Annotated in this window: 26 protein-coding genes; 18 read left to right on the top strand and 8 right to left on the bottom strand. The window is 32.5% G+C overall.

Annotated elements, in window-relative coordinates; translation table 11 throughout:
* Positions 1–254: 254 nt before the first annotated feature.
* Positions 255–2,117, bottom strand: coding sequence for a ribonuclease J1 (rnjA, locus tag M1D64_RS09085; RefSeq protein ID WP_041079060.1), 1,863 nt, complete (start codon positions 2,115–2,117; stop codon positions 255–257).
* Entirely contained in the window at positions 2,117–2,332 is a 216-nt protein-coding gene (locus tag M1D64_RS09080; protein WP_002483681.1) for a DNA-dependent RNA polymerase subunit epsilon, read from the bottom strand. The genes rnjA and M1D64_RS09080 overlap by 1 nt, the downstream gene beginning before the upstream one ends.
* Positions 2,333–2,833: 501 nt before the next feature.
* Here M1D64_RS09080 and M1D64_RS09075 point away from each other — a divergent pair.
* Entirely contained in the window at positions 2,834–3,106 is a 273-nt protein-coding gene (locus M1D64_RS09075; RefSeq protein ID WP_011303418.1) for a hypothetical protein, read from the top strand.
* Between the two features lie 214 nt (positions 3,107–3,320).
* Here the strand turns inward: M1D64_RS09075 and def are convergent, their stop codons facing one another.
* Positions 3,321–3,872: a peptide deformylase gene (gene def, locus M1D64_RS09070; protein WP_011303417.1), complete on the bottom strand. Its 552-nt coding sequence runs from the start codon at positions 3,870–3,872 to the stop codon at positions 3,321–3,323.
* A 124-nt stretch (positions 3,873–3,996) separates the two neighbouring features.
* Here def and M1D64_RS09065 point away from each other — a divergent pair, with 124 nt between their 5' ends.
* From M1D64_RS09065 to auxB, 12 genes are all read left to right on the top strand, one after another.
* Positions 3,997–4,623, top strand: coding sequence for a YkyA family protein (locus tag M1D64_RS09065; protein ID WP_002483678.1), 627 nt, complete (start codon positions 3,997–3,999; stop codon positions 4,621–4,623).
* Positions 4,624–4,889: 266 nt separating this feature from the next.
* Positions 4,890–6,002: a pyruvate dehydrogenase (acetyl-transferring) E1 component subunit alpha gene (gene pdhA / locus M1D64_RS09060; protein ID WP_069825773.1), complete on the top strand. Its 1,113-nt coding sequence runs from the start codon at positions 4,890–4,892 to the stop codon at positions 6,000–6,002.
* Between the two features lie 3 nt (positions 6,003–6,005).
* Positions 6,006–6,983, top strand: a complete 978-nt coding sequence (locus tag M1D64_RS09055) for an alpha-ketoacid dehydrogenase subunit beta (protein WP_002483676.1) — start codon at positions 6,006–6,008, stop codon at positions 6,981–6,983.
* A gap of 144 nt (positions 6,984–7,127) precedes the next feature.
* Complete coding sequence (locus M1D64_RS09050; RefSeq protein WP_480977471.1) at positions 7,128–8,423, top strand: dihydrolipoamide acetyltransferase family protein; 1,296 nt, start codon at positions 7,128–7,130, stop codon at positions 8,421–8,423.
* A gap of 3 nt (positions 8,424–8,426) precedes the next feature.
* Entirely contained in the window at positions 8,427–9,833 is a 1,407-nt protein-coding gene (lpdA, locus tag M1D64_RS09045; RefSeq protein ID WP_002483674.1) for a dihydrolipoyl dehydrogenase, read from the top strand.
* 232 nt (positions 9,834–10,065) lie between these two features.
* Positions 10,066–10,344, top strand: a complete 279-nt coding sequence (locus tag M1D64_RS09040) for a UPF0223 family protein (RefSeq protein WP_002483673.1) — start codon at positions 10,066–10,068, stop codon at positions 10,342–10,344.
* Positions 10,345–10,485: 141 nt separating this feature from the next.
* Positions 10,486–11,025: a helix-turn-helix domain-containing protein gene (locus M1D64_RS09035; protein ID WP_011303414.1), complete on the top strand. Its 540-nt coding sequence runs from the start codon at positions 10,486–10,488 to the stop codon at positions 11,023–11,025.
* Between the two features lie 12 nt (positions 11,026–11,037).
* On the top strand, positions 11,038–12,132 hold the full coding sequence (locus tag M1D64_RS09030; RefSeq protein ID WP_011303413.1) for an ABC transporter ATP-binding protein: 1,095 nt from the start codon (positions 11,038–11,040) through the stop codon (positions 12,130–12,132).
* On the top strand, positions 12,125–12,928 hold the full coding sequence (locus M1D64_RS09025; protein ID WP_011303412.1) for an ABC transporter permease: 804 nt from the start codon (positions 12,125–12,127) through the stop codon (positions 12,926–12,928). Before M1D64_RS09030 ends, M1D64_RS09025 begins: the two co-directional genes overlap by 8 nt.
* Positions 12,929–12,933: 5 nt before the next feature.
* Positions 12,934–13,746, top strand: a complete 813-nt coding sequence (locus M1D64_RS09020; RefSeq protein WP_011303411.1) for an ABC transporter permease — start codon at positions 12,934–12,936, stop codon at positions 13,744–13,746.
* Positions 13,743–14,816, top strand: a complete 1,074-nt coding sequence (locus M1D64_RS09015; protein WP_069825775.1) for an ABC transporter substrate-binding protein — start codon at positions 13,743–13,745, stop codon at positions 14,814–14,816. The genes M1D64_RS09020 and M1D64_RS09015 overlap by 4 nt, the downstream gene beginning before the upstream one ends.
* A gap of 73 nt (positions 14,817–14,889) precedes the next feature.
* Positions 14,890–16,023, top strand: coding sequence for a lipoteichoic acid stability factor AuxB (auxB, locus tag M1D64_RS09010; RefSeq protein WP_174543973.1), 1,134 nt, complete (start codon positions 14,890–14,892; stop codon positions 16,021–16,023).
* A gap of 119 nt (positions 16,024–16,142) precedes the next feature.
* On the opposite strand, the gene M1D64_RS09005 is transcribed toward auxB, so the two are convergent.
* Entirely contained in the window at positions 16,143–17,498 is a 1,356-nt protein-coding gene (locus tag M1D64_RS09005; protein ID WP_075339806.1) for an Nramp family divalent metal transporter, read from the bottom strand.
* Positions 17,499–17,698: 200 nt separating this feature from the next.
* Here M1D64_RS09005 and M1D64_RS09000 point away from each other — a divergent pair, with 200 nt between their 5' ends.
* On the top strand, positions 17,699–18,202 hold the full coding sequence (locus M1D64_RS09000) for a DUF4064 domain-containing protein (protein ID WP_480977470.1): 504 nt from the start codon (positions 17,699–17,701) through the stop codon (positions 18,200–18,202).
* A 162-nt stretch (positions 18,203–18,364) separates the two neighbouring features.
* Here the strand turns inward: M1D64_RS09000 and M1D64_RS08995 are convergent, their stop codons facing one another.
* On the bottom strand, positions 18,365–18,976 hold the full coding sequence (locus tag M1D64_RS08995; RefSeq protein ID WP_002483664.1) for a YktB family protein: 612 nt from the start codon (positions 18,974–18,976) through the stop codon (positions 18,365–18,367).
* 263 nt (positions 18,977–19,239) lie between these two features.
* Between M1D64_RS08995 and M1D64_RS08990 the strand changes: the two genes are divergently transcribed.
* A complete protein-coding gene (locus tag M1D64_RS08990) occupies positions 19,240–20,064 on the top strand; it encodes an inositol monophosphatase family protein (protein ID WP_174543972.1) in 825 nt (274 codons plus the stop codon).
* Between the two features lie 89 nt (positions 20,065–20,153).
* On the opposite strand, the gene M1D64_RS08985 is transcribed toward M1D64_RS08990, so the two are convergent.
* Complete coding sequence (locus tag M1D64_RS08985; protein ID WP_037538825.1) at positions 20,154–20,345, bottom strand: DUF5325 family protein; 192 nt, start codon at positions 20,343–20,345, stop codon at positions 20,154–20,156.
* 101 nt (positions 20,346–20,446) lie between these two features.
* On the opposite strand from M1D64_RS08985, the gene typA reads away from it, so the two are divergent.
* Positions 20,447–22,294, top strand: coding sequence for a translational GTPase TypA (gene typA, locus M1D64_RS08980; protein ID WP_002483661.1), 1,848 nt, complete (start codon positions 20,447–20,449; stop codon positions 22,292–22,294).
* Between the two features lie 356 nt (positions 22,295–22,650).
* Here the strand turns inward: typA and M1D64_RS08975 are convergent, their stop codons facing one another.
* Positions 22,651–22,824 carry a DUF2197 domain-containing protein gene (locus M1D64_RS08975; RefSeq protein ID WP_011303405.1) on the bottom strand — a complete coding sequence of 58 codons (174 nt, stop codon included), beginning with the start codon at positions 22,822–22,824 and terminating at the stop codon, positions 22,651–22,653.
* 2 nt (positions 22,825–22,826) lie between these two features.
* Entirely contained in the window at positions 22,827–23,309 is a 483-nt protein-coding gene (locus M1D64_RS08970; RefSeq protein ID WP_041079074.1) for a hypothetical protein, read from the bottom strand.
* Positions 23,310–23,643: 334 nt separating this feature from the next.
* On the opposite strand from M1D64_RS08970, the gene M1D64_RS08965 reads away from it, so the two are divergent.
* Positions 23,644–23,919, top strand: coding sequence for an Fpa/YlaN family protein (locus tag M1D64_RS08965; RefSeq protein WP_002483658.1), 276 nt, complete (start codon positions 23,644–23,646; stop codon positions 23,917–23,919).
* 376 nt (positions 23,920–24,295) lie between these two features.
* Positions 24,296–25,531: a cell division peptidoglycan polymerase FtsW gene (gene ftsW, locus M1D64_RS08960; RefSeq protein ID WP_011303404.1), complete on the top strand. Its 1,236-nt coding sequence runs from the start codon at positions 24,296–24,298 to the stop codon at positions 25,529–25,531.
* Positions 25,532–25,829 lie beyond the last annotated feature (298 nt).

Raw genomic sequence — 25,829 nt, 5'->3', positions numbered from 1 at the left:
AAAATGGCCCAAATAATTAATACGATAAGTATATAACTTATCTTTGTAAATCAAATACTTCTCTTTAAATTAATGTCACATCACAGCTAATATATCATAGCATAAATGCTGTTCGTATATTATAAGTTGTATTAATGCTTGTTTTTACAGTTGTGTTGAATAATAAAATGAGTAAATATAAAGCAGCCTAATCCTTAATGAGGATTAGGCCGCTTACTGTGACAATGAAGATTTAAGTCCATTCCCGTACTTTTTTAAGATTCTGAATTTTGGTTTTGATTCGATTGATTTGGTTTTTCAACGGATTGATTGGCTTTATTTGAGCCATTTTTATTACTTGATTTTTCTACATTTTGTTGATTTTTTGATGGTGATTTTGTGTTGTTTTTCTTCGGTTTCGTATTTTTGTTACTTGGTTTTTTAGTGGATGTTTGATTATTATCTTCATTCACTTTCATGATAACTGGTAATATCATTGGTTTACGTGCAGTTTTTTCGAATAAATAGGGTTGTAATGTTTCGATAATTGAAGATTTGATTTGGTGCCATTGAATATCTTGATTCTGATTCAACTTACCAATTACATCCGTTTTGATTCTACGTTGTGCATCATAAATCAATTGACCAGATTCACGCATATATACGAAACCTCGTGAAATAATATCTGGTCCTGAAAGAAGTTTATTCGTTTTAAAGTCAATGCTTACTACTACTATGACTAAACCTTCTTCAGATAAAAGCTTTCTATCACGAATAACGACGTTACCAATATCACCAATACCACTACCATCAACTAAAACATTGCCAGAAGGAATTCTGCCGGCTTTTCTAGCTGAATCATGTGTTAATGCTAAAACATCACCAATATCAAAGATAAAGACATTGTCAGGATCAACACCACATTCGATACCTGATTGACCGTGTGCTTTTAGCATACGATACTCACCATGAATTGGTAAGAAAAATTTAGGACGTAGTAGGCGAAGCATTAATTGTTGATCGCCTTTAGAACCATGACCAGAAGTATGAATGTTAGATACTTTATTATGAATAACCTCGGCACCTGCACGGTAAAGGGAATTAATCGTACGATTAATACTCTTTGTATTTCCTGGAATAGGTGAAGAGCTAAATACGACTGTATCTTCTGGAATAATTTTGATTTGTTTATGTGTACCATTGGCAATTCTTGATAAAGCTGCCATTGGCTCACCTTGTGAACCAGTACATAAAATTAATAATTCATGTTTTGGAACAGTGTTTATTTTGTTAGGTTCCACAAATGTTTCTGGTGGTGCTTTGATGTAACCTAATTCCATACCAATTTTAATATTGTTTTCCATTGAACGACCGAATGTAACGATTTTACGATTATGTTTAATTGCAGCTTCAACAGCTTGTTGAACTCTGTAAATGTTTGAAGCAAATGTCGCGAAAATAATACGTCCACTGCAATTGCGGAAGATTTTTTCAACATTTTGTCCAACTTCACGTTCACTTAAAGTGAAATCTGGAACGAGTGAATTTGTTGAATCTGAAAGTAAACAAAGTACGCCTTCTTCACCAAGCTTTGCCATTTTTGCAATGTTTGCTGGTTCTCCAACTGGTGTGAAGTCAAATTTGAAATCTCCAGTATGCACAATATTACCTTCTGGTGTATTTACGATAACACCATAGGCTTCTGGAATACTGTGTGTTGTTAGATAGAAAGATACTTCAAAATGCTTCGATTTAATAACGCTACTTTCATCAATTTCAATTAATTCTGTAGTTCTTAATAAATGATGTTCTTCTAATTTGTTTCTAATCAAACCTAAAGCTAATGGACCGCCATATATAGGTACATTAATTTGCTTTAATAGGTAGGGCACACCACCTATATGGTCTTCATGTCCGTGAGTAATAAACAGACCTACAATTTTATCTTGGTTTTGTTCTAGGTATGTGATATCAGGAATAACATAATCGATACCTAATAAATTATCGTCAGGAAATTTAATACCTGCATCAATAATAACGATTTCATCCTGATACTCAACAGCGTAGGTATTTTTACCGATTTCACCTAAACCACCAAGTGCGTATACCGCAACTTCATTTTTGTGGATTTGTTTCATTATTCAGCTTGCTCCACGTTGAAGTGATCAGATTGTTTTTCATATTCTAAATGTGCGCCCTCTAATTTAGTAATAAATTCAATATTAAAATTACGATCCTTCAAATATCTTCTAACTTGTTCTTCAGTTTGTGCTTCAACATAAATAGTTTGTGTGTGTTCACGTACGATTACTTCTTCTTTATTATGTTGATAAAATACTTTAAATACTGCCATTTTATATATTTCCTCCTAAAAATCATGTGTTGATTTTATAATTATTTTTATTGTAATACCCTAGCACTTTGTATATATGAAAAAGATGAGACTACTTTTATAAAACGAGCTCTGTTTTTCATAAAAAGTGTTATTACTACCATCTATAATTAGAACATACTAGTATTGTCTGGTAAGTTTTTAGGGTGATCTTCAGTTCGTTCGAATAGAAAAACACAAATACTTTAATTTGTATGTTTTCAGTTATTTCTCATTTTACATGATGTAGTGGAATAAATAAAGCAGTTTTATCACAAGAGAAAACTATTTAATAGTACAAGTTACTTCTTATTTAAATTACATATTAAAAATTACTGAAATTAAATACAGAAAATTTTGAAAAAACAACATAAAAACTTGAGTAGTATATAAAAATTAATTAAGATAAAGAAGTATCTTAAAGGGAAAGTTAAGTACAATATATTAAGTATGATACATAAGTAAATATTTGAGGTGGACCATTTGAACAATGTAAAGAGAATAGTAGAAGATGTAAAAAAAGAAAAAGTGCGTACGGATAAAATATTTAAGGATATCACTTTTGAAGTACGTGCTGAGCAAGTTATCATGTTTTTTAATTATAATGAAATTATTGATACAGTGAATGAGGATCAAAATTATGTTAAACATAACCACGATCCAGAGTTTATTGATATTCAGCAATTAACTGAATTAAAGGCTGAGTTTAAAGAGCTAGATATTCCATTTCATGAGCGAAGAGATGATTTCATGTAATTCATAGATATAACAATGAAAGAATATGATATTGTTGATAATTTATTTGTAAAATGTTTGATAACCAAGTTAAATACGATGTTAAGTATACATTGCCAAAGTTAAAAAGTTTAAAAATAAAAAGAGCTAATCCGACTGCGGATTAGCTCTTTTAGTTTGAGCATGGTTATTTATGAACCAAACTCTTGTTTATAATATGTTTTAATCAAATAGATTAAACTTCTACAGCATCATTATGTGGCTGAAGTGGATTATTTGGATCTATATGATCATAGAACATGATGCCGTTGATATGGTCAATTTCATGTTGAACCACAACAGCAGGGTAACCTTTCAAGCGCAATTTAACTTCTTTTCCATCGATATCTGTAGCTTTAACAGTAATTCTATTTTTACGATGAACTAATCCTGGAATGTTTTCATCTACGCTTAGGCAACCTTCACCTGTAGGAAGATACGCTTCTTGAATACTGTGGCTCATGATTTTTGGATTAACTAACATCAAATCATATGACTTGCCATTTCCGTCATCAGGGAGATAAACGGCAATCATTTTTTTTGAAATATTAATTTGTGGCGCGGCAAGACCCACGCCTGAGCGCAAACCATATTTAGTAGCAATTTCATCATCTTGACTATTAATTAAAAATTCACGCATAGCCAATAACGTATTACGATCTTCTTCAGAAAGCGGTAAAGTAACATCTTTTGCTTTTTCACGAAGAGTAGGATGTCCATCACGGATAATATCTTTCATAGTTAACATTTGTTCATACACCTTCCTTAATATAAAATATACCAAAGTTTCATAGATAAAATACAGTAGTTAGATTTGATTTGTTATAAAATATTATATAACATTACAAGCACATAAAGGAGGATTTTTCAAAATGAAATTAAAATATGGCATCGGTGCAGTCATTGCTTCTACAGTATTAGTTGCAGGTTGTACAACAGATAAAGGTGAAATCAAAGATTACAACGAACAAGTTCAAAAAGCTTTTGATGAAGAAAAGCCTGTATCATCTGTAGGGAAGAAATTAAATAGTTTAGAACAAGACAAACAAAAATTAGTGAAAAAAATCAACGGTAAAGACCAACAAGAAGTACAAGAAACTTCTAAAAAAGTTGTAGATAATGTAGAACAAAGAGAAAAAGAATTCGGAAAAGAAGAAAAAGCCATAAATAATTCTGAAGAAAAATTCAAAAAAGCGGAAAAACATTTAGATAATATTAGCGACAAAGCGAAGAAAAAAGAAGTTAAACAACTAAATGATGCACTTAAAGAAAAATATAAGGCACATGATGAATATGCAAAAGCCTATAAGAATATCATGAATAAAGAAAAAGATATGTTTGAATATACTGCTGGCGATCAAGTAGAACAATCTCAAATTGATAAAAAATCTGAGGCAGTATCAAAATCATATAAAGATATGAATAAAGCCTTCAAAAAGTATTCAGATACAATGAATAAAGTGAATAAAGAAAAAGAAGATGTAGATAGCCTAGCTTAATTCAAAAAAGCGAGTCATTTGAAATTATAATATGGAAGATATAGTATAAGTATTGGTTGCGCTTACATTCAAATGGAAATGCTCAACGATAGACATACAATGACTGGTAATACAGTTGTAATAATTTCATTAGTACAGTTGCGGAACTGTACCTGTTTTAACTACTACAGAACTTTTTCAAATTGTTTAACAGCGAAACAGTTTTGTGGTACAATGTTTAAGAATAAAATGAATTTCTATTATACGGGAAAGGTTTGGTGAATTGAATGGCTCCGAAATTAAAAGCCCAATTCGATGCAGAGAAAGTATTGAATGATACTCAATCTCAATTTGAAATGATTCAAATTTTGGATGAAGATGGTAACGTCGTTAACGAAGATTTATTACCAGATTTGTCAGACGAGCAGTTAGTTGAATTAATGGAGAGAATGGTTTGGACACGTATCCTTGATCAACGTTCTATTTCATTAAATAGACAAGGTAGATTAGGTTTCTACGCTCCAACAGCAGGACAAGAAGCTTCACAATTAGCTTCTCAATACGCTTTAGAACAAGAAGATTTTATTTTACCAGGTTACCGTGATGTACCACAATTAATCTGGCAAGGATTACCTTTAACTGAAGCTTTCTTATTCTCAAGAGGTCACTTTAAAGGTAACAGAATGCCTGAAGGCGTTAATGCGTTAAGCCCACAAATTATTATTGGTGCACAGTATGTACAAACTGCTGGTGTAGCATTAGGTATTAAAAAACGTGGTAAGCAAGCTGTAGCAATTACTTATACTGGTGATGGTGGTTCTTCACAAGGTGATTTCTACGAAGGTATTAACTTTGCTTCTGCTTATAAAGCACCTGCAATTTTTGTAATCCAAAATAACAACTATGCTATCTCTACACCTCGTAGTAAACAAACAGCGGCAACTACTTTAGCTCAAAAAGCAATTGCCTGTGGTATCCCAGGTTTACAAGTTGATGGTATGGATGCATTAGCTGTATACCAAGCGACAAAAGAAGCGCGTGACCGTGCTGTTAATGGTGATGGTCCAACATTAATTGAAACAATTACTTACCGTTATGGTCCTCATACTATGGCTGGTGACGATCCAACTAAATACAGAACTTCAGATGAAGATTCTGAATGGGAGAAAAAGGATCCATTAGTTCGTTATAGAAAATTCCTTGAAGCTAAAGGTCTATGGACTGAAGAAAAAGAAAACGAAGTAATCGAACGTGCGAAAAATGATATTAAAGCTGCTATCAAAGAAGCAGATAATACAGAAAAACAAACTGTTATTGACTTGATGGAAAATATGTACGAAGAAATGCCTCAAAATTTAGCAGAGCAATATGAAATTTATAAAGAGAAGGAGTCGAAGTAACCGATGGCACAAATGACAATGGTACAAGCGATTAACAACGCGCTTAAAACCGAATTACAAAACGATGAAAATGTTTTACTTTTCGGTGAAGACGTCGGTGTTAACGGTGGTGTTTTCCGTGTAACTGAAGGTTTACAAAAAGAATTCGGTGAAGATCGTGTATTCGATACACCTTTAGCGGAATCTGGTATTGGTGGTTTAGCTTTAGGTTTAACTACTCAAGGATACCGTCCAGTTATGGAAATACAATTCTTAGGATTCGTATTTGAAGTATTCGACTCTGTAGCAGGACAATTAGCGCGTACGCGTTTCCGTTCTGGTAACTCTAAACAAGCACCAGTAACAATTCGTGCTCCATTTGGTGGCGGTGTACATACACCTGAATTACACGCTGATAACTTAGAAGGTATCTTAGCGCAATCACCTGGTCTAAGTGTTGTAATTCCTTCTAATCCTTACGATGCTAAAGGTTTATTAATTTCTGCAATCAGAAGTAACGACCCAGTTGTTTACTTAGAGCATATGAAATTATATCGTTCATTCCGTGACGAAGTACCTGAAGAAGAGTATACAATCGAAATTGGTAAAGCGAACGTTAAACAAGAAGGTAATGATATTACACTAATTGCTTATGGTGCGATGGTACAAGAATCATTAAAAGCAGCAGAAGAATTAGAAAAAGAAGGTTATTCAGTAGAAGTCATTGACTTACGTACTGTACAACCAATCGACATTGAAACACTTGTTGCTTCAGTTGAAAAAACTGGACGTGCTGTAGTAGTTCAAGAAGCGCAACGTCAAGCTGGTGTTGGTGCAGCAGTTGCTTCTGAATTAGCAGAACGTGCAATTCTTTCATTAGATGCTCCAATCGCTCGTGTTGCAGCAGCAGACACGGTTTATCCGTTTACGCAAGCTGAAAATGTTTGGTTACCAAACAAAAACGATATTGTTGAAAAAGCAAAAGCAACATTAGAATTTTAATAATCACTGATAAGAAGTAGCGTATACGATAAGTCGATATACCTACTTCATTCAGGTTTATATATAAGCATGAGATTTGAGTTGTTTAGCGCATTCTCAATTTCTAATTTTTGACTTAATATGAATTTTTAGGAGGATAATAACGTGGCATTTGAATTTAAATTACCCGACATTGGTGAAGGTATCCACGAAGGTGAAATTGTAAAGTGGTTTGTTAAAGCTGGAGATACAATTGAAGAAGATGATGTATTAGCTGAAGTTCAAAACGACAAATCAGTTGTTGAAATTCCATCACCTGTTTCAGGTACTATCGAAGAAGTACTAGTAGATGAAGGTACTGTAGCAGTTGTTGGTGATACAATTGTTAAAATTGATGCACCTGATGCAGAAGACATGCAATTTAAAGGTAGCGAAAGTGACGAGGCTTCAAGCGAGTCAACAGAAGCTCCTGTTGAAGAAAGCACTAAAGAAGAAGCATCAGCACCTGCTCAATCTTCAAATGATGAAGAAGTAGATGAAAGTAAACGTGTTAAAGCAATGCCGTCAGTTCGTAAATACGCACGTGAAAATGGCGTTAACATTAAAGCTGTTTCAGGTTCAGGTAAAAACGGACGTAAAGAAGACGTTGATGCTTACTTAAATGGTGGACAAGCAACAGCTTCAAATGAAAGTGCAGCAGCAACTAGCGAAGAAACTACAAGTTCTGCACAATCAGCAGCAGTTTCTACAGAAGGGGAATACCCAGAAACTACTGAAAAAATACCTGCAATGCGTAAAGCAATTGCTAAAGCAATGGTTAACTCAAAACATACTGCACCTCACGTAACATTGATGGATGAAATTGATGTGCAAGAATTATGGGATCACCGTAAAAAATTCAAAGAAGTTGCAGCTGAACAAGGTACTAAATTAACTTTCTTACCTTACGTTGTCAAAGCACTTGTGTCTGCACTTAAAAAATACCCAGCACTTAATACTTCATTTAATGAAGAAGCTGGTGAAATCGTGCATAAACATTACTGGAATATCGGTATTGCAGCTGACACTGACAGAGGTTTACTCGTACCAGTAGTTAAAAATGCTGATCGCAAATCTATGTTTGCAATTTCAGACGAAATTAATGAACTTGCTGTCAAAGCACGTGATGGTAAATTATCAGCTGATGAAATGAAAGGTGCTACTTGTACAATTAGTAACATCGGTTCAGCAGGTGGACAATGGTTCACACCAGTTATCAATCACCCAGAAGTTGCTATCTTAGGTATTGGTCGTATTGCGCAAAAACCTATCGTAAAAGATGGAGAAATTGTTGCGGCACCAGTATTATCATTATCACTAAGCTTTGACCATAGACAAATTGATGGTGCAACTGGTCAAAACGCTATGAATCATATTAAACGTTTATTAAATAATCCAGAATTATTATTAATGGAGGGGTAAAACATGGTAGTTGGAGATTTCCCAATTGAAACAGATACTATTGTAATCGGAGCAGGACCTGGGGGCTATGTTGCAGCAATACGTGCAGCACAGTTAGGTCAAAAAGTAACAATCGTAGAAAAAGGCGAACTTGGTGGCGTATGTCTTAATGTAGGATGTATTCCTTCAAAAGCGTTATTACACGCTTCGCATCGTTATGATGAAACTAAAAACTCTGAAAATTTAGGTGTTATTGCTGAAAGTGTTTCACTTAAATTTGATAAAGTTCAAGAATTCAAACAATCAGTTGTTAAAAAATTAACTGGTGGTGTTGAAGGACTATTAAAAGGTAATAAAGTTGAAATCGTAAAAGGCGAAGCTTACTTTGTTGATAATAATAGCCTACGTGTTATGGACGAGAAAAGTGCTCAAACTTACAACTTCAAACACGCGATTATTGCAACTGGTTCTAGACCAATTGAAATCCCTAACTTCAAGTTTGGTGACCGTGTAATTGATTCAACTGGCGCTTTAAATTTACAAGATGTACCTGGTAAATTAGTTGTCGTTGGTGGCGGTTATATTGGTTCTGAATTAGGTACTGCATTTGCTAACTTTGGTTCTGAAGTAACTATTTTAGAAGGTGCTAAAGATATCTTAGGCGGTTTCGAAAAACAAATGACGCAACCTGTTAAAAAAGGTATGAAAGAAAAAGGCGTTGAAATTGTTACTGAAGCAATGGCGAAATCAGCTGAAGAAACAGACAATGGTGTTAAAGTGACTTATGAAGTAAAAGGTGAAGAACAAACAATCGACGCTGATTACGTATTAGTTACTGTTGGACGTCGTCCAAACACTGACGAATTAGGCTTAGAAGAATTAGGTCTTAAATTCGCAGATCGCGGTTTATTAGAAGTAGATAAACAAAGCCGTACATCAGTTGAAAACATCTTTGCAATTGGCGATATCGTACCAGGTTTACCACTTGCACATAAAGCAAGTTATGAAGCTAAAGTAGCTGCAGAAGTTATTGCTGGAGAAGCATCAGAAGTAGACTACATTGGTATGCCTGCTGTATGTTTCACTGAACCAGAATTAGCGACAGTTGGTTATACAGAAGCTCAAGCTAAAGAAGAAGGTTTAGCAGTTACTGCTTCTAAATTCCCTTATGCAGCTAATGGTCGTGCGTTATCATTAGATGATACAACTGGATTTGTTAAATTGTTAACACTTAAAGAAGATAATACATTAGTAGGTGCTCAAGTAGTAGGTACTGGGGCTTCTGATATTATTTCTGAATTAGGTTTAGCAATTGAATCAGGTATGAATGCTGAAGATTTAGCATTAACTATTCATGCTCACCCAACATTAGGTGAAATGTCTATGGAAGCTGCTGAAAAAGCATTAGGATTACCTATCCACACTATGTAATTATAAGTAATTTCATATAAATTTAATTGGGACTGGGACATCGATGAATGTCTCAGTCTCATTTGCTTTTATAGATATAGATAACAATATCGAGTAGTTAATAAAATAATAGAATAGTATGATTATAGGTTTATAAAGTAAAATCTTTTACTGTTACATTTTATTTATACATAAAGCATAGCAAACATAAATTGAGGTTTATCATAATTTGAATGAAAGGGTGTTAAAATCTATGGAGTACCAATATCCCATTGATTTAGATTGGTCAAATGATGAAATGATGCAAGTTGTTTCTTTCTTTAATGCAGTAGAATCCTATTATGAATCAAGTGTAGAAGGAGAAAAATTGTTAGATCGCTACAAACAATTTAAAAAAATCGTTCCAGGTAAAGCCGAGGAAAAACAAATTTTTAAAGAATTTGAAAATAGTAGTGGCTATAGCAGTTATCATGCAGTGAAAGCAGTTCAATCATCACCAGATCAAAAATTATTTTCAGCAAAAAGTAAATAAGTATTGTCTTCATCGTTATATTTTGATATTTTTATTAAGCATTAAACAAAATGTTTGATAAATATAAACAGCATATAACGATTTTTTAATTTTACATAATAGCATTAGATTCAATTTTGAAAATTACAAAAAGGTGACAATATGGAAATTGGAAAGAAAATTAAAAATTTAAGAAATATAAAAAAGTTAACGCAAGAAGAATTGGCAGAAAGAACAGATCTTTCAAAAGGTTATATTTCACAAATTGAAAGTCAATATGCATCACCAAGTATGGAAACATTTTTGAATATATTAGAAGTACTTGGCACAAGTCCGAGTGATTTTTTCAAAGAACCTAAATCTGAAAAAGTATTATATAAAAAAGCAACACAAATCACATATGATGAATATGATAAAGGTTATATTTTGAACTGGCCAGTCAGCCAATCAAACGAATTTGATATGGAACCATTGATATTAACTTTAAGAGCGAATGCATCATATAAAAATTTTGGACCATCTGAATCTGATACCTTCATATATTGCTTAAAAGGTGAAGTAGTACTCATGTTGGGTAATCAAAATTATTATGCAACAACTGGTGACGCGCTTTATTTTAAAGCGAACCAAATACATAGACTAGAAAATCAAACAGCGGATGAAGTACAAGTAATGATTGTTGTTACAGCTTCATATCTATAGGAGGACACGCGTATGGAACCATTATTATCATTTAAATCTGTAAGTAAGCAGTATGATGATATGCAGATATTAGACAAAATAGATATAGATATTGAATCAGGATATTTTTATACATTATTAGGGCCATCAGGTTGTGGTAAGACAACGATATTAAAATTAATTGCAGGTTTTGAAGAAGCTGATAATGGTGACATTATTTATCAAGGTAAATCAATTAATCATTTATCAGCGAATAAAAGAAAAGTTAATACTGTGTTCCAAGATTATGCGTTATTCCCTCACTTAAATGTCTATGACAATATCGCTTTTGGGCTAAAATTAAAAAAATTAGCCAAATCAGAAATTAAACGAAAAGTACATGAAGCATTGAAGTTAGTGAAACTGGAAGGTTATGAATCAAGAACGATAGAGGGCATTAGTGGTGGACAAAAACAACGTATTGCAATAGCAAGAGCAATTGTCAATGAGCCTGAAATTTTATTGTTAGATGAATCTCTATCTGCTTTGGATTTAAAATTAAGAACTGAAATGCAGTATGAACTTAGAGAAATACAATCTCGATTAGGCATTACATTTATTTTTGTTACACATGATCAAGAAGAAGCATTAGCGCTTAGTGATTATATATTTGTGATGAAAGATGGTAAAATCCAACAATTTGGTACGCCAATTGATATTTATGATGAACCAGTCAATCGTTTTGTTGCTGATTTTATCGGTGAATCAAATATCGTAGAAGGTAAGATGGTTAAAGATTACTTAGTGAATATCTATGGGCAAGATTTTGAATGTGTAGATATGGGTATACCTGAGCAAAAGAAAGTTGAAATTGTGATTCGTCCTGAAGATATTTCATTGATAGATGCAAAAAGTGGACTGTTTGAAGTTACTGTAGATTCTATGTTATTTCGAGGCGTGCATTATGAAATAAATTGTATTGATAGAAAAGGCTATGAATGGATGATTCATTCAACTAAAAAAGCAGAAGTAGGTAGTAAAGTAGGTTTATACTTCGATCCTGAAGCAATTCATATTATGGTTCCTGGTGAGACAGAAGAAGAATTTGATAAACGAATTGAAAGTTACGAGGAACAAGACAATGCGTAAACTGAATCGATTTCTCTTTATCCCATATGTATTATGGATGATATTATTTATTATTGTACCTGTGTTATTACTTGTTTATTTTTCACTATTTGATATTCAGGGTCATTTCAGTTTTGAAAATTATAAACAAATGTTTTCGTGGAAATATTTTAGCATGATTTGGGATTCAGTTATTTTTGCAGCTGTCATTACTATCATTACATTGTTCATTAGTTATCCAGCTGCTTATTTTATACGAAATTCAAAATATCAAAATTTATGGTTAATGATACTCATTATTCCAACTTGGATTAATTTACTTCTAAAGACCTATGCATTTATAGGGTTATTGAGTCATGATGGTGTTATCAATCAAATGTTAAATTTATTACATTTACCTAAAATGGATTTATTATTTACTGTACCTGCATTTATACTTGTTGCGAGTTATATTTATATACCATTTATGATTTTACCCATTTTCAATAGTATGAAAGACATCCCTAATAACATTTTACAAGCCTCTAGTGATTTAGGTGCTAGTCCGTTTACGACTTTCCGAAAAATCATCTTACCACTTACAAAACAAGGTGTGTTAACAGGGGTTCAAGTGACATTTATTCCAGCATTATCGTTATTTATGATAACAAGGTTAATTGCTGGAAATAAAGTGATTAACATAGGAACTGCGATAGAGGAACAATTTCTAGTGATTCAAAACTACGGCATGGGTTCTACTATAGCATTATGTTTGATTCTCTTTATGGCGTTAGTGTTAATCATTACGAATACTAAATCTACAAATGGAAAAGGGTGAGTCATATGAAATGGTACGGTAAATTATACCTTGGTATATTAATTGCAATATTGTATATTCCAATTTTATTTTTAATGGTATATTCATTTAATTCTGCTGGGAATATGATTCATTTTGAGCATTTCACTTTGGAACATTATCAATCCTTGTTTAGTAATGATCGTCTAATGTCAGTTATATTTAATACGATTGCTGTTGCCTTGTTAGCGGCGGCTTTTGCTACTGTGATCGGTACAATGGGAGCAATTGGTTTATACCATTTGAGAAATAAAAAATTAAAAGTTTCATTGTTGACGCTCAATAATGTATTAATGGTATCTTCTGATGTAGTGATTGGTGCTTCGTTTTTGATTATGTTTACAGCCATTGGCCATTTTACTGGTTTAGGTTTAGGATTTTTAACGGTGCTCATTTCCCACATTGCATTTTGTATACCAATTGTTGTGATTATTGTATTGCCTAAATTATATGAAATGAATGATCATACATTAAATGCAGCACGTGATCTTGGAGCGACTGAATTGCAAGTATTAAACAAAGTCATGTTACCTCATTTAATGCCCGCAGTTATTGGTGGTTTTTTTATGGCGCTTACCTATTCACTTGATGACTTCACAGTAAGTTTCTTTGTTACTGGTAATGGTTTTAGTGTACTATCTGTAGAAGTATACGCCATGGCAAGAAAAGGAATAAGTATGGAAATTAATGCGATTTCTACTATATTATTCTTAGTTATCATGCTGGGTATATTAGCTTATTATTTAATTCAGAACACGCTAAAACACAAAAAACATAGCAAAAGAGGTGTGCAACAATGAAACGATTTTTACAATTAATTATAATTTCAATTGTTGTTGGCGTGATTTGTTTACTTATAAGTCAAAAGTTCACATCTAAAGACCATTCTGCGAGTGGTGAAAAAATATATGTCTATAACTGGGGAGAGTATATCGATCCTAGTTTGATAAAAAAATTCCAAAAAGAAACGGGTATTGAAGTAGTTTATGAAACATTTGATTCTAATGAAGCAATGGAAGCAAAAATACGGAATGGTGGCACAAATTATGATGTTGCTTTTCCAAGTGAATATACTGTTCAAAAATTAAAAAAAGAGAATTTGTTATTGCCGCTAAATCATGAGAAAATACCAAATATGAAGAATTTAGATTCAGATTATATGAATATGTCATTTGATCAAGGTAATCGATACTCTGTTCCTTATTTCTTTGGCACAGTAGGAATTCTTTATAATAAAAAAGCTTATCCGAATGATCATTTCGATTCTTGGAAGCAACTATATGATAAAAAGTATAACAATGATGTAATCTTGGTTGATGGTGCTAGAGAAGTCATAGGTTTAGCCTTGAATAAATTAGGCTACAGTTTAAATGATACAAATTCACAACATTTAGCAGAAGCTGAAAAAACATTATCACACCTAGGACCCAATGTTAAAGGTGTTGTAGGTGATGAAATAACGATGATGTTAGAGCAACATGAAGCAAATGTTGCGGTTGTATGGAGTGGCGTAGCAGCACCTATGGTACAAGGTAGTGATGAATTTAACTATGTTGTACCAAAAGAAGGATCTAATCTTTGGTTCGATAATATGGTGATGCCTAAGACAGCACAAAATAAAGCGGGCGCCTATAAATTTATGAACTTTCTATTAGACGAAGAAATTAGCAAGCAAAATACTGAATGGGTTGGTTATGCGACACCTAATAAAGCAGCAAGAGAGAAATTACCAGATGAAGTTAAAAATGATAAACGTTTTTATCCTACACAGCAAGACCAAAAAAGACTGGAAGTTTATAAAGATTTAGGTAAAGAAACATTAAGCGAATATAATGAGCGATTTTTAAATTTTAAAATCTCCTTGAAATAAGGCGTAGTTAGTAGTTATTTTGCCATTAATTCGCTATAATAGTTTGACAAGCAATATAAGGAGTTGTAAAAATATGTCAGGAGAGCAATATACTCAAGTTAGACGACCAGTGAGTCGACTAGCAGAAAAAGTATTAGGTTGGTTAAGTTGGGTATTCTTATTACTACTAACCGTAATTACGATGTTTATTGCACTAGTATCTTTTAGTAGTGAAACATCAATACAAAATTTAGAAACAACGCTAAATGGTAATGACTTTGTTCAACAAATTCTAGCAAATAATAGTTTGAATACGACACAATTTGTTATTTGGCTACAAAATGGTGTATGGGCAGTCATTGTATACTTTATCGTATGTTTACTGTTATCATTCTTAGCACTGATATCTATGAATATTAGAATCTTATCAGGGTTCTTATTTTTATTGGCTACGGTTATAACATTACCGCTCGTATTATTATTTGTACCACTTATCATACCAATTCTATTTTTAATCGTTGCAATCATGATGTTTGCTCGAAAAGACAAAGTAGAAACAGTACCTGCATATTATACAGAAGGTTATAGAGGTCATTATTCTGATTATGATCAACCGTCAGAACCAGAACCACAACCACAATCTCAATATTATGAGAAACAACAAACTGCTGATGTTGAACAACCTACTAATGATGATTCGTTAAGAAGAGGGGGCTATTCATCTGAAGTTGCTAATAAAGTAAATGGTAAAAATGATGCGACTGAAGAGGAACCTCAAGTTCTATCAAGACAAGCAAAATACAACTATAAGCAGAAAAAACAAAATGAGACGCAAGCAGATGCGCAAAATGTGGAAGATGATTTTGGTAATGTGAGTGATGTGTATGATGAATCTGGTGAATACGTATCTAAGCATAACCAAGAAGATGAAGCAGCTGCAGCACAACGCAGACAAGAAGAACATGAAGCGGAGCAACGTCGTCAACAAGCTGAGTATGAAGAACAACAACGTCGACAACAAGCTGAGGCCGAAGAAGCGGCGCGATTAAAACAAGAAAAAGCTGAAGAAAAAATGCGTGTTAAGCAAGAGAAGAAAGAACGTAAGAAGCGCGAAAAAGAAAGACGCAAACAACAGCCGAGCGCAGTTAGTCTACGCAGACAAAATTTTGAAGAACGCAAAAAGATGACGTCTCATGAAACTGAAAAAGATCAACAAGATAAATCGTAATAAGAGACGATGCTTAATAAAAAAGATGAGCGAGGACATAAAGTGTACCTCGCTCATCTTTTTTATGTTTATCTTTTACATAAAATATTCATTTTAGTTATATACAATAATGCTATATATTATAACTCTTGGAATGTTTGAATAATTAGGTAAATATTTAGAATGCTAAGTATAATGATTAAACACCATGATATAATATTGACCCATAATTTATTTTTAAATTGTCCCATCAAACGTTTGTCATTCGTTGATAATTGAAGTGGAATGAGTGAAAATGGTAAAGCTAAACTTAAAAATACTTGTGAAAATACTAATAATTGTTCCATTTTTGCTTCATTACTATTAAAGACGATTAAACAGATAATGATAGGTAATATCGCAATTAAACGTGTAATCAATCTTCGTAACCAATTTGGTATTTTTAAATTTATAAAACCTTCCATGACGATTTGACCTGCCATTGTTCCAGTTATTGTAGAATTTTGACCTGACGCAAGCAGTGCGATTGCAAATAAAGTACTCATAATTGCACCTAACGACGCACCTAATAATGGTTGATTCTGTAATGCATTATATAAATCATAGAATCCACCTAATTGCTCTGTATTTACACCAAAGAAAAGCGCTGCGCCTAATAATAGTAATAAACAATTCACGATGAATGCAATTGATAATTGTATATTTGAGTCCATTGTTGCATATTTGATTGCGTGTGCTTTTGATTGTGTGCTATTGCGATCATACATACGTGATTGAACGATTGATGAATGTAAATATAAGTTGTGCGGCATAATTGTCGCTCCGATAATACCTAATGCAATAAAGAGTGCACCATTATCTGTAATAATTGTTGAACTCGGAACAAAACCATTTAATACTTCAGTAACGTGAGGTGATGCAATAAATACCTCGAAAACAAAAATAACAAGTACTGTGAATATAAGTGTTCCCACAATGGCTTCGATTTTTCTAAAACCAAAGCGCATAATAAATAGTAATAAGAAAACATCAAATACTGTGATTAACGCGCCTACAAGAAGCGGAATACCAAATAATAAATCTAAGGCAATGGCACTACCTATAACTTCTGCTATATCTGTCGCGATAATTGCTAACTCAGCAATGATCCAAAATACAAATGCAACGGGTTTATTTAAATAGTGTTTAGTAGCCTGAGCTAAGTCCATACCTGTTGCTATTCCTAACCTTACTGTCATACTTTGTAATAACATTGCTGACAGACTAGAAAGTAAAATCACGAATAGCAAAATGTATCCAAACTGCGCGCCACCTTGCATAGAAGTAATCCAATTACCTGGGTCCATATAGCCAACAGCGACTAATAAACCTGGCCCTAAAAATGAAAATAATTTTTGGCTAAATTTGCCATGAGTATTGATGGAAACCGTATTATTAATTTCATCTAAACTCTTATTATGGGTTTGAACATGATTTTTCAATACCCCCACCTCCATATTCATTTATTAACACTTTATAGATTACTCCAAAATAATTATTAGGTCAACCTAAAAAATACATAGAGAATAAATTTCTTGGCTACATTAAAATTTGAATAGGGGCTATTGATTAATTAGTTTGATCATTATACGAGATGATTTTTAATTAAATGCAATTTTGATATGATAGAGGAAAGTATAATCTAAGGAGGAAGTCGATGAATAGGAAACCTGAACGTATCATGGCGTGGATTGCAAATGGTCTTAGTATACTGTTTCTATTATTAATGGTTCTAGTCTTTTCATTTATGAATGTACCAGAATTTAAAGAGGCATTTCATCAAATGAATCAGCAACAAGGACTAGAAATGTCGACGGAAACATTTAAAACATCTATTATGTTTCAAGGCGTTTTATTAATTATTTCTACGATACTTGGTATATTGGGAACTTTTATTATCAAAGGAAATCGTGTGTTGGCTGCTTGTGTTTTTATAATTGCAGCAATCACTAGTATATTTTCCGGGAATTTTGTTGCGCTCATTTTGTGGTTTATTGTTGGTATCATGTTATTCGTCAAAAAGGATAAGCGCTTTGATCATCACAAAGGTATTGTTTCAAACGATAACGCTAATGATACGCATAATGCCAATCGAACTGAGGACATGGATCCAGATCGTGAAATGAAACAGAAGAAAGATAATGACCCTTATATTTATTAAGTATCATTAGGCAACATACAAAATATCATGATTTAAATCTGTGTTAATAAATAGCGTGATAACGCAAAAAAACAACTGACCTCATACATTGTCGTACCTTCATAAATGAGTTATATAACTCATTTATGAAGGTGACATTAGAATCGTATAGGTCAGTTGTTTTTATTTATAAAATTTTAACAGTTGTTCAAACGTTTCTTCTAAGAAAGATAGGAAAGCTTTATCATTTTTAAGGTGTTCTGAATTTGGTGACAAAGTACGAGCAACGAAAAATTCACCTTTTTTCACTTCTTTAACGCGCTTAAACGCTTTGAATAAATCTTCGTCAGTCATATTGTGGATATACGTTTTTTCTTGACTCATATGGTCTAAACTCACGCTATAATCTGAGGGTAAATTTCTCAATGCATCGAATTGATCTACAAAAGCTTGTACTTGTTGCGCTTTATCCTTGGCTTCATGCATCACACCATACATAACGAACAATTGATTTTCAAAAAGGCCTATTTGAAAATGTGGTTGCATTTTATAACCACGATTATTTGTTGCAAAAGCGACCCAAGTATCTTTGGGTGGATTGACACTTCTACGTGCATGTTTAGCAACATGTGGATAGAAAATTTCGCCAGTAGCAGTTTCCAAGTATTGTGCGAAGTAGTCACCCAAATGATTTAATTGTGGTCTAACGCGTTCGTTGAGTGCTTCCATTCTTGCATCAAGACCATCAACAGTGAATGCTTTAAAATTCTTAGGTTTAAATGTATATTTAGTCATTTGGTCCTCCTATAATCATTCTATACGTTTGTATTGTAGCATAATATAAACATTGAAACATTTGCTTTGCTCTATACCCTTATGATACTGAATAAGTGATATCTAGTGCGTGTATACAACGAGTAAAAAGGGTAATTATAATAGATAAATCATACTTAGATGAAATTTAATGCTTGATTATTGAAGTATTTAATAAATTGTTGGCTAATATCTTTTTAAGTATTAACTAATGTATAATAAATAGTGAACAAGGAGCTGATACAATGACTGTTTATGAATTTGCAAAAGGCCTTATATTAGAAGCAGGAATCAATGTAAAAAAAATAATGAAACAAGACATTAAGATTGAGACAAAATCAAATCCTAATGATCTAGTGACGAATGTGGATAAAGCTACGGAGAAATATCTTTTTGATAACATCAAGCAAACATACCCGAATCATTTAGTTATAGGTGAAGAAGGACATGGACATGAGCTGAAAGACGAGGCAGGGGTAGTTTGGGTTATCGATCCAATTGATGGTACGTTGAATTTTGTACATCAGCAAGAAAATTTTGCAATTTCAATCGGTATCTATAATGATGGGAAACCACATGCTGGCTTTGTTTATGACGTTATGAACGATGTATTATATCATGCTAAAACGGGTGAAGGCGCATATGAAAACGGTAATTTGTTACCAGCAATTTCTTCCACACAACTAAAAACGAGTATTATTGGTATCAATCCCAATTGGCTAACTAAACCACGCTTAGGTGAAATGTTTAAACCCATCGTAAATGAAGCAAGGAGCGCGCGTGCCTATGGTTCTGCAGCGTTAGAAATCATACACGTGGCAACTGGTAAATTAGGTGCATATATGACACCTAGATTACAACCATGGGATTTTGCAGGTGGTTTGATTATCTTAAATGAAGTGGGGGGCGTCGGCACAAACTTATTAGGAGAACCCTTATCCATATATGAACCGAGTTCGATTATAATGGCAAATAAGGATTTACATTCAGAGTTAATAGATAACCATTTCAAAAAAAATTATGAAATAGTTCAATTATTACAGCAAAAATTAAAAGCTAAAAATGATTAGCTAAATCGATTTTTAAAAATAAAAAAGCGTCTCACTCCTACTTAGAAGAGTGAGACGTATTTATGAATATATGTTAAATCAACATGAAATTATAGCCAATCATTTTCACGATATTTCTTTTTCAACGTGAAACCGTAACCAAATGTTGCAATGAATAATATAAATGTTAAAATCATGAATGGAACATTTGTAGCAGCTAAACTGAAGCTAAATAAAAGTAAAAATACTATAGCAACCACAGCGAGTACCCAAAATATTGCTTTTGATTTTTTTTGTTGCATCCCTACCACACCTTTATAGTTTTCTTTAACCAATTATATGATATAATAAAAAAGTTGCAAAGAAAAGTGGGAATTTACTCGAGAAAGGAAATTGTATAAAAATGACTAAAATAAGAGAAGATGTTCGTAATATAGCTATCATTGCTCACGTTGACCATGGTAAAACGACACTTGTAGACGAATTGTTAAAACAATCAGGAATTTTCCGTGAGAATGAGCACGTAGACGAAAGAGCAATGGATTCAAATGATATTGAAAGAGAACGTGGTATCACTATCCTTGCGAAAAATACAGCAGTAAATTACAAAGATAATCGAATTAATATATTAGATACACCAGGACATGCTGACTTCGGTGGAGAAGTAGAACGTATCATGAAAATGGTTGATGGTGTTGTCTTAGTAGTAGATGCATATGAAGGTACAATGCCTCAAACACGCTTTGTTTTGAAAAAAGCATTAGAACAAAACTTGAAACCAGTTGTAGTTGTAAATAAAATTGACAAACCAGAAGCTAGACCTGAAGGTGTAGTTGATGAAGTTTTAGACTTATTTATTGAATTAGAAGCAAACGATGAACAACTTGATTTCCCAGTTGTATATGCTTCAGCAGTGAATGGTACTGCAAGTTTAGATCCAGAAAAACAAGATGAAAACATGCAATCATTGTATGAAACAATCATTGATTATGTACCAGCTCCTGTAGATAATAGAGATGAGCCACTTCAATTCCAAACAGCACTATTAGACTATAGTGACTATTTAGGACGTATTGGTGTTGGTCGTGTATTTAGAGGAACAATGCGTGTCGGTGACAATGTATCATTGATTAAATTAGACGGATCAATTAAAAACTTCCGTGTAACAAAAATCTTTGGTTTCTTCGGTTTGAAACGTGAAGAAGTTAATGAAGCATATGCCGGGGACCTAATTGCTGTATCAGGAATGGAAGATATTAACGTTGGTGAAACAGTAACGCCAACTGATAACCAAGAGGCATTACCAGTATTAAGAATTGATGAACCAACACTAGAAATGACTTTCAGAGTAAACAATTCTCCATTCGCAGGTCGTGAAGGTGATTACGTGACTTCACGTCAAATTCAAGAACGTTTAGATCAACAATTAGAAACAGACGTTTCTTTAAAAGTTACACAAACTGAATCTCCAGATAAATGGATTGTTGCAGGTCGTGGTGAATTACACCTATCTATATTAATTGAAAATATGAGACGTGAAGGTTTCGAATTACAAGTTTCTAAACCACAAGTTATCTTAAGAGAAATTGATGGCGTACAATGTGAGCCATTTGAACGTGTACAATGTGAAGTACCACAAGAATATACAGGTGCTGTGATTGAATCATTAGGACAACGTAAAGGTGAAATGTTAGACATGGTCACTACAGACAATGGCTTAACACGTATTATCTTTATGGTACCAGCGCGTGGATTAATCGGTTATACTACTGAATTTATGTCTCAAACACGTGGTTATGGTATTATTAACCATACATTTGAAGAATTTAAACCACGTGTTAAAGGCCGTATCGGTGGTAGAAGAAATGGCGCATTAGTATCATTAGATCAAGGTAAAGCAAGTTCATATGCACTTATGGGCTTAGAAGACCGTGGTGTAAACTTTATGGAACCAGGTACTGAAGTTTATGAAGGTATGGTTGTTGGTGAACATAACCGTGAAAATGACTTAACAGTTAATGTAACGAAAGAGAAAAACCAAACTAACGTACGTTCTTCTAATAAAGACCAAACAGTTACAATGAAACGTCCAAGAACGTTAACACTTGAAGAAGCTTTACAATTTATTAATGACGATGAACTTGTAGAAGCTACGCCAGAAAACATCCGTATTAGAAAAACAGTATTAGAGAAAAATGCACGTGAAAAAGAAGCGAAACGTATTAAACAATTAATGCAAGAAGATGAATAATAAAACGTTTTTTTCTAAAACATTTTAATTTAAATATAAGAGGACTCATTCGTATTAAGGATGAGTCTTCTTTATATTTAAAATATTATTATTTTAACCATCTCAGGCTTGTAAGATAGACGAGCTTATAGTCTCACACGCTTACTATTGCTCTGGGCGTCAGCAAGTTATGTTATGATTCAAAATACGCATATTAATATTCAAAAAATAAAGGCACCTCATTTTAAAATTACCATTAAATAATTTAAAAATGAGGTGCCTTATTAATTAGAGACATTTATGTCACGGATGCTTTATTGGGTTGTTAGTATATTATTATCATATTTTAAGAAACGTTTTATTACATATTTAACTGTTTAACGATGATTATACGTTGTATCTTGATTACGTTGTTTTGGTGTATCAAGTCTACTTTTACATTCATCACACATAAACGTATGCATTGGATCGTTACGTAATCTTTTGGCTTCTAATGTATTTTGATCTATGAACACTTCCGTATCACAAATGATACATTTCACTTTCTTCATAACTAGATCACCTCTATACCAGTAACATATTGAAACTGATAAGAATATCCTTCTTCAGGAATATAAACAAAGCTATCAACAGAATAATCCTCATATAATCTTTTACCATCTTTGGCGAATTGGAAAAAGAGGTAAGGTAACAAGTAGATTGGTATTTCAATTGACTCATTATCATTAAACAAACGTATTGTGGTTGCATTATCATGAGGTTCAGCATTTTTGAAAAATGGTGTCATATTGATAACAAAAGATTTTTCTAATACTGCGCGTCTTTTATATTTAATTTCTGAATTTAGAGTTGGCGGATTCGTTTGACCTTCTAGAATGGCCCTATTCCATTCGCGATTATCGTCAAAATTGATTGGCTTTGTGCCGTCAAAAACGCCTTGTTCTAAATCTTCAATTTGTACTTTTCTGTCATCAAAAATCCAAGTCGTACTATCTAGCGTAATTGGAAATTTAACTTCACCCTTAATTTGAATCATAATCCCACTCCTATTGGCATAAATTACAAATATCTATAATCATTTTATTGAAAAAATTTTAGTGATAAAAATGACTTTTTTGTGAACAAAACACTTATCTATGTTACATTTAATTCAAGTTTAGCAGAGCTAAAAAATAAAAATCATTAAACCGTTTTCAAGTAATGGCCTGTATAAAGGCACATTGATTATAAATAAGAGTAAATTAAATTATCGTTACTATTAATATTATCACAAATTAGACAGAAACGTATATTCTTGAATTCACTTGCTTTTTACTATTTAGTAAGATACACTCTTCTTATAAAGTTACAATTGATAGGGGGAGTATGTCTTGGAAAAAAATCAAAAAATTAACAATGCGGCATATGACCAATTGAATAAAGATGCTGATAGGATTCTCCAACTTATTAAAGTACAAATGGATAATCTTACATTACCTCAATGCCCATTATATGAAGAAGTACTTGATACACAAATGTTTGGATTACAAAAAGAAGTGGATTTTGCTGTACAACTTGGTTTAGTTGACAGAGAAGTGGGCAAAGATTTAATGCTTCGTTTAGAAAAAGAACTTTCTAAATTGCATGATGCATTTACTAATGTTTAATTTGGTTACAGTAGGTAGATTTATTTCTGGAAACATAAGATTCCAAAATTGATATATAAACTTATATAGGAATTTATTATTTAAAACTACATAAGTATTGTGAAAGTGGCTGGGACATCAATCATTTGTTGATCATTTCTTAGCCACTTTTGTCGTGCTTTAAAAAAATAACTCAACAATAAAATAAAATAATGATTATTAGTGTTATATTTGCTCGAGAAATTGTTACAATGTTTGATATAATGTTAAAAGTAAAATTTATTTTTATCAAACGATTACCGTAAAAGGATTACGGATGATTCAAATCACTTTTATTAAATACAGTTATCGAATTAACAAATAGAATATTAAAAATTAGAATTGGATGATATGTCATATGAATAACATAAAACGGTTTTTTCGATATATAAGTAAAAATGCCAAATATATCGATTATCCACTCGTAGTTACATATTTATTATTATGTCTAATTGGTTTGGTTATGGTATATAGTGCAAGTATGGTTGCTGCTACAAAAGGATCGTTGACAGGTGGCATATCCGTACCAGGTACGTACTTTTATACAAGACAATTAATGTACGTGATAATGAGTTTAGTTATAGTATTTTTCATGGCATTCTTCATGAATGTTAAATTATTAGAAACAATTAGATTTCAAAAATGGATGATGATTGGCATCATTATTTTACTTGCTGCAACACTAGTTGTTGGTAGTAATATCAATGGTTCAAAAAGTTGGATTAATTTAGGTTTTATGAATTTACAAGCTTCTGAATTGTTGAAAATTGCAATCATCTTATATATTCCTTATATGATTGAAAAGAAACGACCAAAAGTATTTAAACAGCCAAAATTAATGACTTCACCAATTATTTTAGCAGGATTGTGTATCGCATTAGTGCTGTTACAGCGCGATGTCGGACAAACATTATTGATCATGATTATATTCGTTTCAATACTTTTCTATGCTGGTATTGGTGTCCAAAAATCCATTAAATACGGTCTGTTAATTATAGTAGGTGTCGTTATTATTGGCTCGCTCTTCTTAATTATTGGTTTAGTACCAGATTACTTAACAGCGAGATTTAGTACGTTAACAAATCCATTTAGCCAAGAATCAGGTACGGGGTATCATATTTCTAATTCCCTAATTGCCATCGGAAATGGTGGCTTGCTAGGTAGAGGCCTAGGCAATAGTATCATGAAATTAGGTTATTTGCCTGAACCACATACAGATTTTATTTTTTCTATTATATGTGAAGAATTAGGTTTAGTAGGTGGCCTTGTAGTCATTTGTTTACTATTCTTTATCGTCTATAGAGCCTTTGAGTTAGCTAATAAGACAAATTCTTATTTTTATAAACTCGTATGTGTTGGTGTAGCTAGTTATATAGGAAGTCAAACTTTCGTTAATTTAGGTGGTATTTCAGGTACAATTCCTTTAACAGGGGTGCCATTACCATTTATCAGTTTTGGTGGTTCATCTATGATTAGTTTAAGTATCGCTTTAGGTTTATTACTTATTACCGGTAAACAAATAAGAATAGAAGCTTATAGAAAAAAACAAGCGAATAAGAAAAAGACTCATATTGGAATGACTAGACGGTATTAATAAAAAACTAAATTCAATGTTTAATAATCAGTAAAAGGATTTAAAGGCAAACATTTCAACTTTTAATAGTTGAAATGTTTGTCTATTTTTTTACAATTTAAACCTAATTTTGAAATACTTTTTACAGATAGATATAATGATAATAAAAAGTTATCAATAGTAATAACTTTTTATTAATGTTAATACGTGATATAATTTTCTTCTAAGCTTGTTATAGTAAGGCTTTCGATTTATTAGGAAGAAGTACATTTAAATTATAAAAATTTTAAAATTTAACATCTTATAAATAGTTTCAAGA

Source organism: Staphylococcus sp. Z5-21 (genome assembly GCF_056529615.1).
Note: the sequence above shows the minus strand (reverse complement) of the source record. Positions and strands in the feature narration are given on the sequence as shown.